Annotated in this window: 13 protein-coding genes; 8 read left to right on the top strand and 5 right to left on the bottom strand. The window is 66.7% G+C overall.

What is annotated here, in order from left to right; genetic code table 11:
* Positions 1 to 53 precede the first annotated feature (53 nt).
* Positions 54 to 953, top strand: a complete 900-nt coding sequence (locus tag LX13_RS04975; protein WP_253660174.1) for an acetaldehyde dehydrogenase (acetylating) — start codon at positions 54 to 56, stop codon at positions 951 to 953.
* A 27-nt stretch (positions 954 to 980) separates the two neighbouring features.
* The gene (gene dmpG / locus LX13_RS04970) at positions 981 to 2,033 is read left to right on the top strand and encodes a 4-hydroxy-2-oxovalerate aldolase (RefSeq protein WP_253660568.1); all 1,053 of its coding nucleotides are present in this window, start codon (positions 981 to 983) and stop codon (positions 2,031 to 2,033) included.
* A 72-nt stretch (positions 2,034 to 2,105) separates the two neighbouring features.
* Here the strand turns inward: dmpG and LX13_RS04965 are convergent, their stop codons facing one another.
* The 4 genes from LX13_RS04965 to LX13_RS04950 form a co-directional block, all read right to left on the bottom strand.
* The gene (locus LX13_RS04965; protein ID WP_253660173.1) at positions 2,106 to 3,032 is read right to left on the bottom strand and encodes a type IV toxin-antitoxin system AbiEi family antitoxin domain-containing protein; all 927 of its coding nucleotides are present in this window, start codon (positions 3,030 to 3,032) and stop codon (positions 2,106 to 2,108) included.
* A 51-nt stretch (positions 3,033 to 3,083) separates the two neighbouring features.
* Positions 3,084 to 3,884, bottom strand: coding sequence for a VOC family protein (locus tag LX13_RS04960; protein ID WP_253660172.1), 801 nt, complete (start codon positions 3,882 to 3,884; stop codon positions 3,084 to 3,086).
* 83 nt (positions 3,885 to 3,967) lie between these two features.
* On the bottom strand, positions 3,968 to 4,345 hold the full coding sequence (locus LX13_RS04955; RefSeq protein WP_253660171.1) for a hypothetical protein: 378 nt from the start codon (positions 4,343 to 4,345) through the stop codon (positions 3,968 to 3,970).
* A 6-nt stretch (positions 4,346 to 4,351) separates the two neighbouring features.
* The gene (locus LX13_RS04950) at positions 4,352 to 5,560 is read right to left on the bottom strand and encodes a 3-ketosteroid-9-alpha-monooxygenase, oxygenase component (RefSeq protein WP_253660170.1); all 1,209 of its coding nucleotides are present in this window, start codon (positions 5,558 to 5,560) and stop codon (positions 4,352 to 4,354) included.
* Positions 5,561 to 5,774: 214 nt separating this feature from the next.
* Between LX13_RS04950 and hsaA the strand changes: the two genes are divergently transcribed.
* From hsaA to LX13_RS04920, 6 genes are all read left to right on the top strand, one after another.
* Positions 5,775 to 6,956 carry a 3-hydroxy-9,10-secoandrosta-1,3,5(10)-triene-9,17-dione monooxygenase oxygenase subunit gene (gene hsaA / locus LX13_RS04945; RefSeq protein WP_253660169.1) on the top strand — a complete coding sequence of 394 codons (1,182 nt, stop codon included), beginning with the start codon at positions 5,775 to 5,777 and terminating at the stop codon, positions 6,954 to 6,956.
* A gap of 118 nt (positions 6,957 to 7,074) precedes the next feature.
* Positions 7,075 to 8,001: an iron-dependent extradiol dioxygenase HsaC gene (gene hsaC, locus LX13_RS04940; RefSeq protein WP_253660168.1), complete on the top strand. Its 927-nt coding sequence runs from the start codon at positions 7,075 to 7,077 to the stop codon at positions 7,999 to 8,001.
* A 1-nt stretch (position 8,002) separates the two neighbouring features.
* Complete coding sequence (hsaB, locus tag LX13_RS04935; RefSeq protein WP_188485788.1) at positions 8,003 to 8,575, top strand: 3-hydroxy-9,10-secoandrosta-1,3,5(10)-triene-9,17-dione monooxygenase reductase subunit; 573 nt, start codon at positions 8,003 to 8,005, stop codon at positions 8,573 to 8,575.
* The gene (locus LX13_RS04930) at positions 8,566 to 9,786 is read left to right on the top strand and encodes a hypothetical protein (protein WP_253660167.1); all 1,221 of its coding nucleotides are present in this window, start codon (positions 8,566 to 8,568) and stop codon (positions 9,784 to 9,786) included. The genes hsaB and LX13_RS04930 overlap by 10 nt, the downstream gene beginning before the upstream one ends.
* On the top strand, positions 9,783 to 10,598 hold the full coding sequence (locus tag LX13_RS04925) for an SDR family oxidoreductase (RefSeq protein ID WP_253660166.1): 816 nt from the start codon (positions 9,783 to 9,785) through the stop codon (positions 10,596 to 10,598). The genes LX13_RS04930 and LX13_RS04925 overlap by 4 nt, the downstream gene beginning before the upstream one ends.
* Before the next feature lie 27 nt (positions 10,599 to 10,625).
* Entirely contained in the window at positions 10,626 to 11,777 is a 1,152-nt protein-coding gene (locus LX13_RS04920) for a sulfotransferase family protein (RefSeq protein WP_253660165.1), read from the top strand.
* A gap of 17 nt (positions 11,778 to 11,794) precedes the next feature.
* On the opposite strand, the gene LX13_RS04915 is transcribed toward LX13_RS04920, so the two are convergent.
* Complete coding sequence (locus LX13_RS04915) at positions 11,795 to 13,027, bottom strand: sensor domain-containing phosphodiesterase (RefSeq protein ID WP_253660164.1); 1,233 nt, start codon at positions 13,025 to 13,027, stop codon at positions 11,795 to 11,797.
* Between the last annotated feature and the right edge of the window lie 32 nt (positions 13,028 to 13,059).

Below are 13,059 nucleotides of genomic sequence, written 5' to 3'. Positions count from 1 at the left end.
CCGACACCCGATCTGTCCCACCATCACGAGCCGTTCGAGTTGAGGAGCCATCAGTGAGCGCCAAGGTCACCGCCGCGATCATCGGATCGGGCAACATCGGTACCGACCTGATGTACAAGCTCCAGCGGTCGGAGTTCATCTCCCCGCGCTGGATGGTCGGCATCGACGCCGACTCCGAGGGCATGAAACGCGCCGCCGACCACGGGCTGATCACGATGTCCGGGGGCGCCGAGGAACTCCTGAACTCCTCGGAGAAGCCGGATTTCATATTCGAGGCGACGTCGGCGTACGTCCATCGTGAGTACGCGCCGCGCTACGAGGCGGCGGGGATCACCGCCATCGACCTGACGCCGGCCGCGGTCGGGCCCGCGGTGGTGCCGCCGGCGAACCTGCGCGAGCACCTGTCGGCGCCGAACACGAACATGATCACCTGCGGTGGGCAGGCCACCATCCCGATGGTGCACGCGGTGTCGTCGGTGGTGCCGGTGAGCTACGCCGAGATCGTCGCCTCGGTGGCGTCGGTGTCGGCCGGACCGGGTACCCGCGCCAACATCGACGAGTTCACCAAGACGACGTCGGCGGGGGTGGTGTCGATCGGTGGCGCGACCCGCGGCAAGGCGATCATCATCCTGAACCCGGCCGACCCGCCGATGATCATGCGCGACACCATCTTCTGTGCCATCCCCGAGGACGCGGACACCGACGCGATCGCGGAGTCGATCCACCGGCGGGAGAAAGAGATCCAGGCGTATGTGCCCGGATACCGCCTGCTGCAGGATCCGCAGTTCGACCCGCCCAGCGTCATCAACGGCGGTCTGGCGCGGGTGTCGATCTTCGTCGAGGTCGAAGGCGCGGGCGATTTCCTGCCGCCCTACGCAGGCAACCTCGACATCATGACCGCAGCGGCCACCAAGGTCGGCGAAGAGCTGGCCAAGCAGAAACTGGGAGTGTGAATCGTGTTCGCAGACAGAGCTGATCTGATGGCCGGTGCGCGACGCTACAGCGACACCCTCGACATCCGCATCACGGATTCGTCGTTGCGCGACGGCAGCCACCACAAGCGTCACCAGTTCACCGAGGAGGACGTCCGCAACATCGTCGGCGCGCTCGACGGCGCCGGTGTGCCGGTCATCGAGGTCACCCACGGTGACGGTCTCGGCGGGTCGTCGTTCAACTACGGCTTCTCCAAGACCCCGGAACAGCAGCTGATCCGGGCTGCGGTCGAGACGGCGACGTCGGCGAAGATCGCCTTCCTCATGTTGCCCGGCCTCGGTGTCAAGGACGACATCCGCGCCGCGCAGGACAACGGTGCGTCGATCTGCCGGATCGCGACGCACTGCACCGAGGCCGACGTCTCCATCCAGCACTTCGGGCTGGCCCGCGAACTCGGTCTGGAGACGGTCGGGTTCCTGATGATGTCGCACAGCCAGCCGCCGGAGGTGCTCGCGAAGCAGGCCCGCATCCAGGCAGACGCCGGCTGCCAGTGCGTGTACGTCGTCGACTCCGCGGGAGCGCTGGTGCTCGAGCAGGTGTCGGATCGGGTGGCGGCGTTGGTCGCCGAGCTCGGTGACGACGCCCAGGTCGGCTTCCACGGTCACGAGAACCTCGACATCGCCGTCGCCAACTCGATCGCCGCGGTCCGCGCGGGTGCCCAGCAGATCGACGGGTCGGTCCGGCGCTTCGGTGCCGGTGCCGGCAACACGCCGGTCGAGGCGTTCGTCGGCGTCTGCGACAAACTCGGGATCTCCACCGGCGTCGACTTCATGAAGATCGCCGACGCCGCGCAGGACGTGGTGCGTCCGGTGATGCCGTCGGAGTGCCTGGTCGATCGCCCGTCGATGATGATGGGTTACGCGGGCTGCTACAGCTCGTTCCTCAAGCACGCCGAGGGTCACGCCGAGAAGTACGGGGTGTCGGCCGCCGACATCCTGCTCGAGGCGGGTGCACGAAAGTTGGTGGGCGGCCAGGAAGACCAGCTCATCGACATCGCCTTGGAGTTGCGCAAAAAGCAGGACGCCAACGCGGGAGTCTGACCACACGCGAACGCGCGCCCACCGTTCCAACGCGCGCCCAGGTTGGCGCGCGTCTGGCTGGGGGTGGCGCGTTCATGCCGCGGCGAGCTTCAGCCGAGTCAGCCAGTCCCGGATCATCGGCACCACACGCCCTCGTTCGAGGTCGCTCCATGTCCACCGGATCACCATGATCCCGGCCCGTCGCAGTGCGTCCTCCCGCTCCTTCTCGCGACGCATCGCGTCGAATGGTGTCTCGCCTGCGCGCACGTGCTTCTGATACTTGGTCATCCCGTCGAACTCGCCGACCAGGAGTCCCGCCCAATCGAAATCTGTGCGAGCGATCTGGCTTCCGTCGTCATCGAAGAACTCGTGTTGGAGACGCGGTGACGGGAGTCCGGCCTCGACCATGACTGCACGGCTCCATGATTCGCCGGGGTTCTCGGCTTTGGCGTCCGCGTATCGCAGTGCGCGCCGGGCGTGGCCGACGCCACGACGGGTTGCCCGCACCATCTCCGCCATCTCAGTTCGATCGGCACCCCGTCGCAGGGCCGAATCGAAGACGGCCAGCGCTCCCGCGAACCCCATCGTCGTCGTACACGCGACGTCCACTGCCGTGCGTTCGAGCGAGGTCACGACGACTCCGTCGACAATCGCGATCTCGTCGTCGGCCAGGATGCCGACGTGCTCGTGGCGGGTGGTGCTGCGATGAGCGCCCGCCGACGATCCGGCCGTCAGGTGGACTCGACGCAGGCTCGGCCGCAACATCTCGAGACCGTGCACCGTGGCGGCCGACTGATGACTGAGAACCACGCTGCCGCCGGCCAGTTCGCCCATGGCGATCGCCGCCAGTAGGTGCGTCTGTTCAGGTGTTCGATCGCCGGGCAGGGCGAACGCGCCGCGTGCGACGCGCACCATGTCGCCTCGCGACACAGCACGCGTGATCTCGGTGTCGGTGAAGCCCGCTTCGAGCGCGGTCGAGCGGTAGATGAGTCCGTGCCTGTCGATGGGGTAGCCGGTCATGCTGCTCAGACGGGATCGCCGCATCGCTGGCGTTGGTGGCCGGGCCAGGGGCTACATCCCGGCCGGCGGGTGTCCCAGGCAGAAGTTGGCACCGAAGGGGTCGGTGACCGCGGCGAGGGTTCCGTACGGGGTCTCGTCGGCGGGCATCATCACCGAACCGCCGAGCGAGGTGACCTGCTTTACGGTCGCGGCCACGTCGTCGACCGTGACGTACATCTGCCAGAACGACGGCGCCTCGGGCGGCAGCATCGTCGACGCGTTCATGATCCCGGAGTAGCTCATCTCCCCGTTGAAGACCTGGGAGTAGAAGTCGGGTCCCTGGGCGTCGGCGTCGCCTCCGCTTCCGACCTCTTCGAGTCGGGCGCCGGTCACCGGCGGGTAGAACGCCTGCGAGGCCGCGTAGTCCTTGCTCAGGCAGTCGAACCAGTACGGCGCACCGTGCACACCCCACTCGGCGAAACCGGTGTGCACGTTCGGTTGCCAGAAGCCGATCGCGGCGCCGGCGGTGTCGGCGAGGAGCAGCATCGTGCCCTCGGACCCGACAGCCATCGGCGGGACGATGACGGTGCCACCCGCCTCGGTGGCCGCGGCGGCGGTGGCCTCGGCGTCGGCGGTGTGCAGATACACCGACCAGATGTTCGGCGGTCCGCCCGCGCCCTCCATGTGGGGGCTCAGCCCGGCGACGCGACGTCCGTGGAGCGTGAAGTTCTGGTAGCCGCCGAATTCCTCGCGCGGTGGCGCCTCGACCTCCCACCCGAAGGTCGCCCGATAGAAGTCGGCGGCGCCGGCCGGGTCGCTGCTCATCAGATCCATCCAGATGGGAGCGCCCAGCGGGGCGGAATAGTCGGTCATCGCAGTGTCCTCTCGCGCGGTGTCAGGTCACTGTGTCTGACCCGGGCATCGGGGAAAAGTAATCGCGATGAACTCGACAGAGTTCAGAAGTACCCGTCGGGGTCGGTGTCGGGGCCGTGCGGCGGGATGATCCCCTCGCTGACACCGTGGTCGATGCTGGCCGAGAGCCGCGAACACGTCGGTGTCATCGCGGGGTTCCCGCCCTGTTCACGGACACGCGTCAACTCGTTGCACTGCTCGCGGGCGTCGGCGTTCCACTGCACGCTGGTCTGGAACTCGCTGGTCTTCTTCACCAGCACGCACGCGTGGCAGGCGCGGCACTCGATCTCGCGCATGCCGCCCCGCAGGTAGTGCGTCCGATCCTGAGCGGTTGCCGAGCGGATCGCGGCCCGTCGCTCCGGGTCGTCACCGAAGTCGGGCGCCTTGGCCCACCCGGACGGTTTCTCCACCGCGTGCGTCACGGCCGATCAGACCTTGGCGGCGTCGTTGGTGGCCTTGAGCTTCGCCGTCTCGGCGGCGACATCGGCGTCGATGACCTCGCCTGCGGCCTTGCGCCGCAGGTTGTCCTCGATCTCGACACCCCAGTTCTCCAGGGCCTTCTCGGTGTCGATCTCGTACTCGTAACGACCGGTCATCTCCTCGGTCACGTCGGCGGCGTCGACGTAGAACTGCTCGTACCACCGACGCAGTTGGTAGACGGGCCCGTCTTCTTCCACGAGCAGCGGGTTGTCGATGCGGCTCTTGTGCTTCCAGATCTCGACGTCCTGCAGGAAGCCGACCTCGACGCCCTCGGAGATCTTGCGCGCCATGCCCTGCGCCTGCTTCTCCGACAACCCCTCGGGCTTCTTCGCCATCACACCGAACATCAAGACAAACGAGTTGTTGTCGATGGGGTAGTGGCAGTTGGTCAGGATCGTCTCGATCGCGTAGCCGCCGTAGGTCTGGTGCATCGGGTTCAGCATGTACGCCGGGCCGTAGTACGCGGCGATCGACTTCAGGTAGCTGTCGCCGTACGCCGAGGTCATCTCGATGTCGGGCCGGCCACGCGAGTTCATGTACTGCGCGGCGGTCTCGCCCTCGAAGACGTTCTTGAAGAAGTCCGGCAGGGCGTAGTGGATGTAGAAGAAGTGCGCCATGTCCACGACGTTGTCGATGATCTCGCGGCAGTTGGAGCCCTCGATGACGATGCGGTTCCAGGTCCAGTCGGTCCACTCGTCGGTGCCCCACTCCTCGACGACGGGGATCACCACGTCCTCGGACGGGGGATTGCCCTCGGGGTCGTTGTAGACGAACAGCTGCCCGCTGCGGATCATCGTCGGCCACGACCGGGTCTTGGCCAGCTTCGGTGCACGCTTGGCGTACGGGACACCGGCGCAGCGACCGTTGCCCTTCCAGCGCCAGTCGTGGAACGGGCACGCGATGTTGCCGTCCTTCACGCTGCCCTTGGACAGATCGCCGCCCATGTGTCGGCAGTAGGCGTCGAGGATGTTCACCTCGCCGGTCTCGGCGTTCGCCCAGACCACCAACTTGGTGCCGAACGCGTCGATCGCGTGGGGTTTGCCGTCGCGGTACTCGTCGGCCAGGCCGATGCAGTGCCAGCCACGCGCGAAACGGGTGGGCGGGGTCCCGGTGTCGATTTCCCGGACTGCAACGCCGTCGTCGTGCTTGTCTGACATCTCATGACCTCCTGAAGATCGAGTGATCCGGGCAGGAATCCTCGATGCAATACGTACTAGAACACGTTACAGAAATGGGTGTCCCGCCGCCAGCCGTAGCGCGCTTTTCCGGCGTAAACCATCGGCAAACGTGCTGGCCTCGACATAAATGAGAACGTGTTCTAGTCTTGATTCGAACACGTTCCACCAGAGCGACGGATTGGGAGTTACGCACATGTCACAGCGCAGTGAGGTCGGCACCGAGGTCCTCGACAGGATCAGCGCCCTGCTTCCCGAACTCGAGAAGCGTGCGCAGGAGTGCGAGGACCAGCGTCGCATCCCGGTCGAGACGATCGCCAGTCTCGACGAGGTCGGTTTCTTCAAGCTGATGCAGCCCGCCCAGTGGGGCGGCTACGAGGTCGACCCGGTGACCTACTACGAGGCCGTGCGTCGCATCGCGAGCGCATGCGGATCCACCGGATGGGTCTCGTCGATCCTCGGCATCCACAACTGGCACCTCGCCCTGTTCCCGCAGCAGGCCCAGGAAGAGGTCTGGGGCAAGGACCCGAGCACGCGTATCGGATCCTCCTACGCGCCGATGGGCATGGGCGAGGTCGTCGACGGCGGGTACAAGGTCAACGGTGAATGGCACTGGTCGTCCGGCTGCGACCACGCCGACTGGACGTTCGTCGGCGGCCCGGTGTTCAAGAACGGCAAGCCCGTCGACTTCGTCAGCTACCTGCTGCCGCGCAGCGACTACGAGATCCGCGACGTGTGGCACGTCTCCGGACTCAAGGGCACCGGCTCGAACACCCTCGTGATCAAGGACGCGTTCGTCCCGTCGCACCGCATGCTCAGCTTCCGGGCCATGGCCACCGGCACGTCGCCGGGCCTCGAGGTCAACACCGCGCCCGTGTACAAGATGCCCTGGGGCACCATCCATCCCACCGTCATCTCCACGCCGGTCGTCGGCATGGGATACGGCGCCTACGCCGCGCACGTCGAGGCGCAGGGCAAGCGCGTCCGAGCCGCCTACGCCGGCGAGAAGGCGAAGGACGACCCGTTCGGCAAGGTGCGCATCGCCGAGGCGGCCAGCGACATCGACGCCGCGTGGCGGCAGCTCTCGGGCAACGTCCAGGACGAGTACGACCTGATCCTGGCCGGCAACGAGGTCCCGATGGAGCTCCGCCTGCGCGCCCGTCGCGATCAGGTGCGTGCGTCGTCGCGGTCGATCTCCGCGATCGACCGCCTCTTCGAGGCCGCAGGCGCCCGCGCACTCGACAGTGACCAACCGCTGCAGCGTTTCTGGCGCGATGCGCACGCCGGTCGCGTGCACGCCGCCAACGACGCCGAGCGGGCCTACCAGGCCTTCGCCAACGGCGAGTTCGGCATCCCGATCGGTGACACGATGGTCTGACCCGCTCCGCGGCTGAAGGGCAACTGCTCTGAGGTCGCTGCGCGGTCAGACGGACACGATGGTCTGAGTGCTCAGCGCACTCCGACCCGCAGATCAGCAACGAAAGGACCCCGGCAAGATGGCTTCGGTCGCAACCGATTCCTCCCCGATCAGATCTCTCGGATACATGCGTATCGAGGCCACCGACATGGCGGCCTGGCGGGAATACGGTCTGAAGGTGCTCGGCATGGTCGAGGGCAAGGGCGTCACCGAGGGGGCGCTCTACCTCCGCATGGACGATTTCCCTGCGCGACTGGTCATCGTGCCCAGCGACCGTGACCACCTCGCGTCGTCGGGGTGGGAGTGTTCCAACGCCGCGGCGCTGCAACAGGTGCGCGACCGTCTGTCCGACGCAGGCATCGTGTTCCGCGAGGCCAAGGACGAGGAGCTGGTGGACCGGCAGGTCGTCGAGATGATCGTGTTCTCCGATCCGACCGGCAACGTCCTCGAGGCGTTCCACGGTGTCGCCCTGCAACACCGCCGCGTCGTCAGCCCGTACGGCCACAAGTTCGTGACCGGTGAGCAGGGCCTCGGCCACGTGGTGCTGACCACCGACGACGACGAGGCGTCGCTGAACTTCTACCGCGACGTCCTCGGGTTCCGTCTGCGCGACTCCATGCGCCTGCCCCCGCAGGTGGTCGGCCGCGAGGAGGGTGACGACCCGCCGTGGCTGCGCTTCTTCGGCTGCAACCCGCGTCATCACAGCCTGGCGTTCCTGCCGATACCCAACGACACCGGCATCGTGCATCTCATGGTCGAGGTCGAGAACTACGACGACGTGGGGCTCGCGCACGACCGCGCGCTGCGCAAGAAGGTGCCGATGTCGGCGACGCTGGGCCGCCACGTCAACGACCTCATGCTGTCGTTCTACATGAAGACCCCTGGTGGCTTCGACATCGAATTCGGTTGCGAGGGACGTACCGTCGCCGACGAGGAGTGGGTGGCGCGTGAGAGCACCGCGGTCAGCCTCTGGGGTCACGACTTCACCATCGGCTTCAAGCACTGACATGGCCTACGTCTCGAGTGGGACGACGGATTTCGACTCGCGCCAGTTCCGAACGGCCATGGGCCAGTTCTGCACCGGCGTCACGGTCATCACGACCATCGACGCCGACGGTGCTCCGGCGGGATTCGCCTGCCAGTCGTTCGCGGCGCTGTCGCTCGATCCGCCCCTGGTCCTGTTCTGTCCCCAGAAGACCTCGCGCAGCTGGAAAATCATCGAGGCCGCGGGCAACTTCTGCGTCAACATCCTCTCCAACCACCAGCAGGATGTGAGCGCGACCTTCGGCGCCCCCGGAACCGACAAGTTCGCATCGATCGAGTGGGACCCGTCGCCCGCGGGCCTCCCGGTCATCAGACGATCCATCACCTGGGCCGAGTGCACCGTCGAGCGCGTCGAGGACGGCGGTGACCACCTGATCGCCATCGGACGTGTCACGACGCTCGGGGAGATGCTGCAGGACAAACCGCTGTTGTTCTACCGCGGCGGATACTTGTCCACCGAGCACCCGCGGGTGACGCCGGCCCAGGCCGAGCTCGACGACTTCCTCACCTGGACCGGAGGCGACACATGGCTGTGAGCAGCGAGATCTCGGGCGCGGAGAAAGCCACCCCGGTCACCGACATCACCGCCCCGCTGACCGCGGCGATCACCGAGGCCGAGCAGTTGATCGCATCCGCCGAGTTCATCCGTTCCGACATCGACCTCGCCGAGGGCTACAGCTACCTCGGGCAGAGCGTGCACGCGGTGATGCAGCTCGCGTGGGCCCGCGCCAAGACCCATCCGTTCTTCGCGACGTCGACCGGCCCGTACACGAAGATGGGCCTCGACAACCCCGACACCCTCTACTACAGCGCCGACATCGAGGCGGGCGCCGAATACCTGATCACCGGGGTACGTGGCAGCACAACCGATCTGAGCTTCCAGGTGATCACCGGGGAGTACAACCCCGACAAGGTGCCCGGTGGCGACGACGCGTTCGACGACCGCCGTCTCGACATCGACGACAACGGGTCGTTCCGGTTGCGCTTCGGCCCGCCCCGCGACGATCCTCCCCCGAACTACTTCGTCCTCGCCGACGGCGCCACCACCCTCGCCGTCCGCGAGGTGTTCAGCGACTGGACCACCGAACGCAAGGGCACCATCACCATCGAGCGCACCGACACCGTCGGGACACCCGCCGACGAACCCGACCTCGACGTGCTCACCAAGCGCTACCGCGTCGCGGGCAAGATGCTGCTGTCGCGTATCAACACCTGGTTCAACTTCCCGAAGTGGTTCTACCTGGACAAGCCGGTGAACACCTTCACCGAACCCCGACTCACCCCCGGCGGACTGTCCACGCAGTACTCCTCGGTCGGTCACTTCGATCTCGCCGACGACGAGGCGATGATCATCACCGTGCCGAGATCCGATGCGCCATACCAGGGTTTCCAACTCGGCAGCATGTGGTACATCTCCCTGGACTACGTCCATCACCAGACGAGTCTCAACACCGCGCAGGCGCAGATCGATCCGGACGGACTCATCCGGATGGTCGTCTCCCGTCGAGACCCGCACGTGGCCAACTGGGTCGAGACCACCGGTCGCACCCACGGCATCATGCAGTTCCGTTGGCAACGGGTCGCCGCGCCCGTCGGACCGCAGGACGGACCCACCGCCGTGGTCGTGCCGTTCGACGATGTGGCGCAGCACCTCCCGCACCACGACCACAACGCGATCGACGACGCCGGGTGGCGTGATCGGATCGCCACGCGGCAGCGGGCATTCGCGCACAGGATGCTCGGATGACGGCCCAGGTGGGTTCGGTCCCGGTGACCTCGGGCCCGCTGTTGGCCGACAAGGTCGTCGTGGTCGGCGGGGTCGGGCCGGGGCTCGGTCGGTCGATCTGCCTGCAGGCCGCGGCCGCCGGCGCATCGGTGGTGCTCGCCGCGCGCACCGAGGAACGTCTGCGTGCGGTGGCCGACGAGATCACCGCGGCCGGCGGGAACGCGATCGTCGTGCCCACCGACATCACCGTCGACGCCGACGTCGACCGACTGGTCGAGGCGGCGCTGACGGCCTACGGCCGAGTCGACGCACTGGTCAACAATGCGTTCGCGCTGCCGTCGATGAAGCCGTTGGCGCGCACCGACTTCGCCCACATCAGCTCCAGCCTCGACCTCACCATCCTCGGTGGGTTGCGGATGACCAAGGCCTTCACCGAGGCGTTGGCCGCCACGGACGGGTCGATCGTGATGATCAACTCGATGGTGGTCCGGCACTCCGAGCCTCGCTACGGCAGCTACAAGCTCGCCAAGGCGGCCCTGTTGGCCATGTCGGAGTCGCTGGCCACCGAACTCGGTGACCAGGGCATCCGCGTCAACAGCATTCTGCCGGGCTACATCTGGGATGATCAGCTCAAGTGGTACTTCGGTGAGGTCGCCACGAAGTACGGGATCAGCGCCGACGACGTGTACGCCCAGACCGCGGCGAAGTCCGACCTCAAGCGACTACCCGAACCCGACGAGATCGCCCGTGCCGTGGTGTTCCTCGCGTCCCCGTGGGCCAGTGCCATCACGGGGCAGACCCTCGACGTCAACTGCGGCGAATACCACAACTGATCCGGTCACCAGAGAAGGAGTTCTCCCATGACGGGACGTACCAGCGTCGGAACGGTCGCCGATCTGCACGCGTCGGCGACCAAGGCGTGCGGTCTGGACGACTTCGGGGCCGACGACTACATCGAGGGACTCGAGGTGTTGCTCGACTCCTACGCCAACGAGGCCGGCCTGACGGAGCTGGGCAGCAAGATGTTCCGGTTCTTCCTGCGCGGGGCCCTGGTCGCACGGTTGCTCAGTGAGGCGTCGTGGAAGGCCAACCCGGGATACGCAGACGTGGCCGTCGACCGCCCCGTCTTCGTGACCGGTCTCCCGCGCACGGGGACCACCGCGCTGCACCGTCTGCTGACCGCCGATCCCGCGCATCAGGGCCTCGAGATGTGGCTGGCGGAGTTCCCGCAGCCCCGTCCTCCGCGCGACACCTGGGAGGCCAATCCTGTCTTCCAGCAGATCAACAGCGGTCTCGAGCAGCATCACGTCGACAACCCCGAGTTCATGGGATTGCACTACATGAGCGCCGACGACGTCGAGGAGTGCTGGCAGTTGCTCCGACAGACGATGAAGTCGATCTCCTACGAGTCGCTGGCCTACCTGCCGTCGTACTCGCGATGGCTCGCCCAGCAGGACTGGACGAATGCCTATGAGCGGCATCGCAAGAACCTCCAGCTGATCGGTCTCAACGACCCGGGCAAGCGGTGGGTGCTGAAGAACCCCAGCCACCTGTTCGCGCTCGACGAGTTGATGTCGGTCTACCCCGACGCCCTGATCATCCAGACCCACCGCCCGCCACGGACGATCATCGGGTCGATGTGTTCGCTGGCGCAGAGCGCGACCGACGGGTGGTCGACGACGTTCGTGGGCGAGAAGGTCGGTCGGACCCAGCTCGAACTGTGGTCCCGCGGATTGCGTCGGTTCACCGAGGCGCGGGCGCGATACGACCCGGACCAGTTCGTCGACGTCGACTTCACCGAACTGCGCGACGACCCGATCGGGACGGTGGAGCGTGTCTACTCCGCCCTCGGCGCGCCGTTCACCGACGACGCCCGTGCGGCGATGACCACCATGGACGGCGAGAGCAAGTCCGGCGATCGCAAACCGACACACCGGTATTCACTCGCCGACTTCGGTCTCGACGACGCGATGGTCGACGCCGAGTTCGAGGGCCTGGTGCCGCAGGCCTGAGCGGATCGGTGTGGTGCCTAGGCCGGACGTGGGTCGGGCTGCGGCACCTGGAAGTGGTAGCCCTGCGCCAGCGGACACTGCAGAGCGACCAGTGAGCGGACCTGCTCGGGGGTCTCGATTCCCTCGGCGATCACCACCAGGTCGTTGGCGTCCGCGTGCTCGATCAGGCCGGTCAGCAGATGGTCGACGACCCGCGTCCCGAGACCGGATGTGAGTGACGCGTCGATCTTGAAACCGTCGATGGGCCACGTGACCATCCGGCTCAGCGATGACCACCCGCGCCCCACGTCGTCGATGACGATCTGTGCGCCGATCGCGCGCAGCTTCGAGATCGCCTGGGCCGCAACCGAGTCGTCCAGAGTGGCTGATTCGATGAGCTCGATGCGCAGTCGGTCGGTGGGGAAGTCGCTCTCGCTGATCACCGAGGTGAGCATCTCGATGCGCTGCGGTCGGATGAGGTGCGCGCCGTCGATGTTGGCGTGCAGCACGGTCTGCTCGTCGGCCGTGTCGTGCTCGAGCATCATCGCCATGGCCTGACGCAGGACCTGCAGGTCGAGGTCGAGCATGATGTCGGTGCTGCGGACCGTGGGCAGGAACCGCGCCGGGCTCAGGACGCCGTCGGTCGGGTGGAGCCACCGGCACAGCGCCTCGTACCCGTGGGTCCGCCGGGTGCGTGGGTCGACGATGGCCTGGAACCACGGCCGGATCTCGTCGCGGGACATGGCGTCGACGATCTCCTCGATCGAGTACGCGTCGGTCGTGACGGTCCGGTCGCGCTGCAGCTCGAGTTGCTCCTCGAGGACCTTGGCGTACTTCTGCAGGATCTGGACGTCCTCGGGACCGATGTCGTGTCCGACGGTGTCGGTCATGCACAGCGTGCCGATTGCGGTGTGCTCGCGGCTGAACAGTGGCACCCCGACGTATGTCCGCATGCCCGCCGCGACGAGCGGTGCGGTCAGCGACGGATCGAGGCCGGGTTCGGACGCGTCGGTGATCACCAGGGGCCTACCGGTGTCGACGACTTCCTTGCACGTCGTCGACTGACGGTTGGTGACCGCGCCGACCAGCCCTTCGATCCCGTAGGCCGCGAGGACGTGCTGGTTCTCGTCGTCGAGGATGTGCAGGAGTGCGACGGGGTAGCCGGCCGCCGTGGCGGCGAGCTCGAGGGTGGTGTTCAACACGGGGCTGACACTGGCCGGATCCAGATAGTTCCCGGCCGGGCCGCCACGCGTCCTCGAGCGGTCATTCATCAATCGGATGGTAGTACTCCGGTCGGGTGCAC

The organism is Williamsia maris (assembly GCF_024171815.1).
Taxonomy (GTDB): Bacteria; Actinomycetota; Actinomycetes; order Mycobacteriales; family Mycobacteriaceae; genus Williamsia_A; species Williamsia_A maris.
This window is presented reverse-complemented; position numbering and strand designations above follow the sequence as displayed.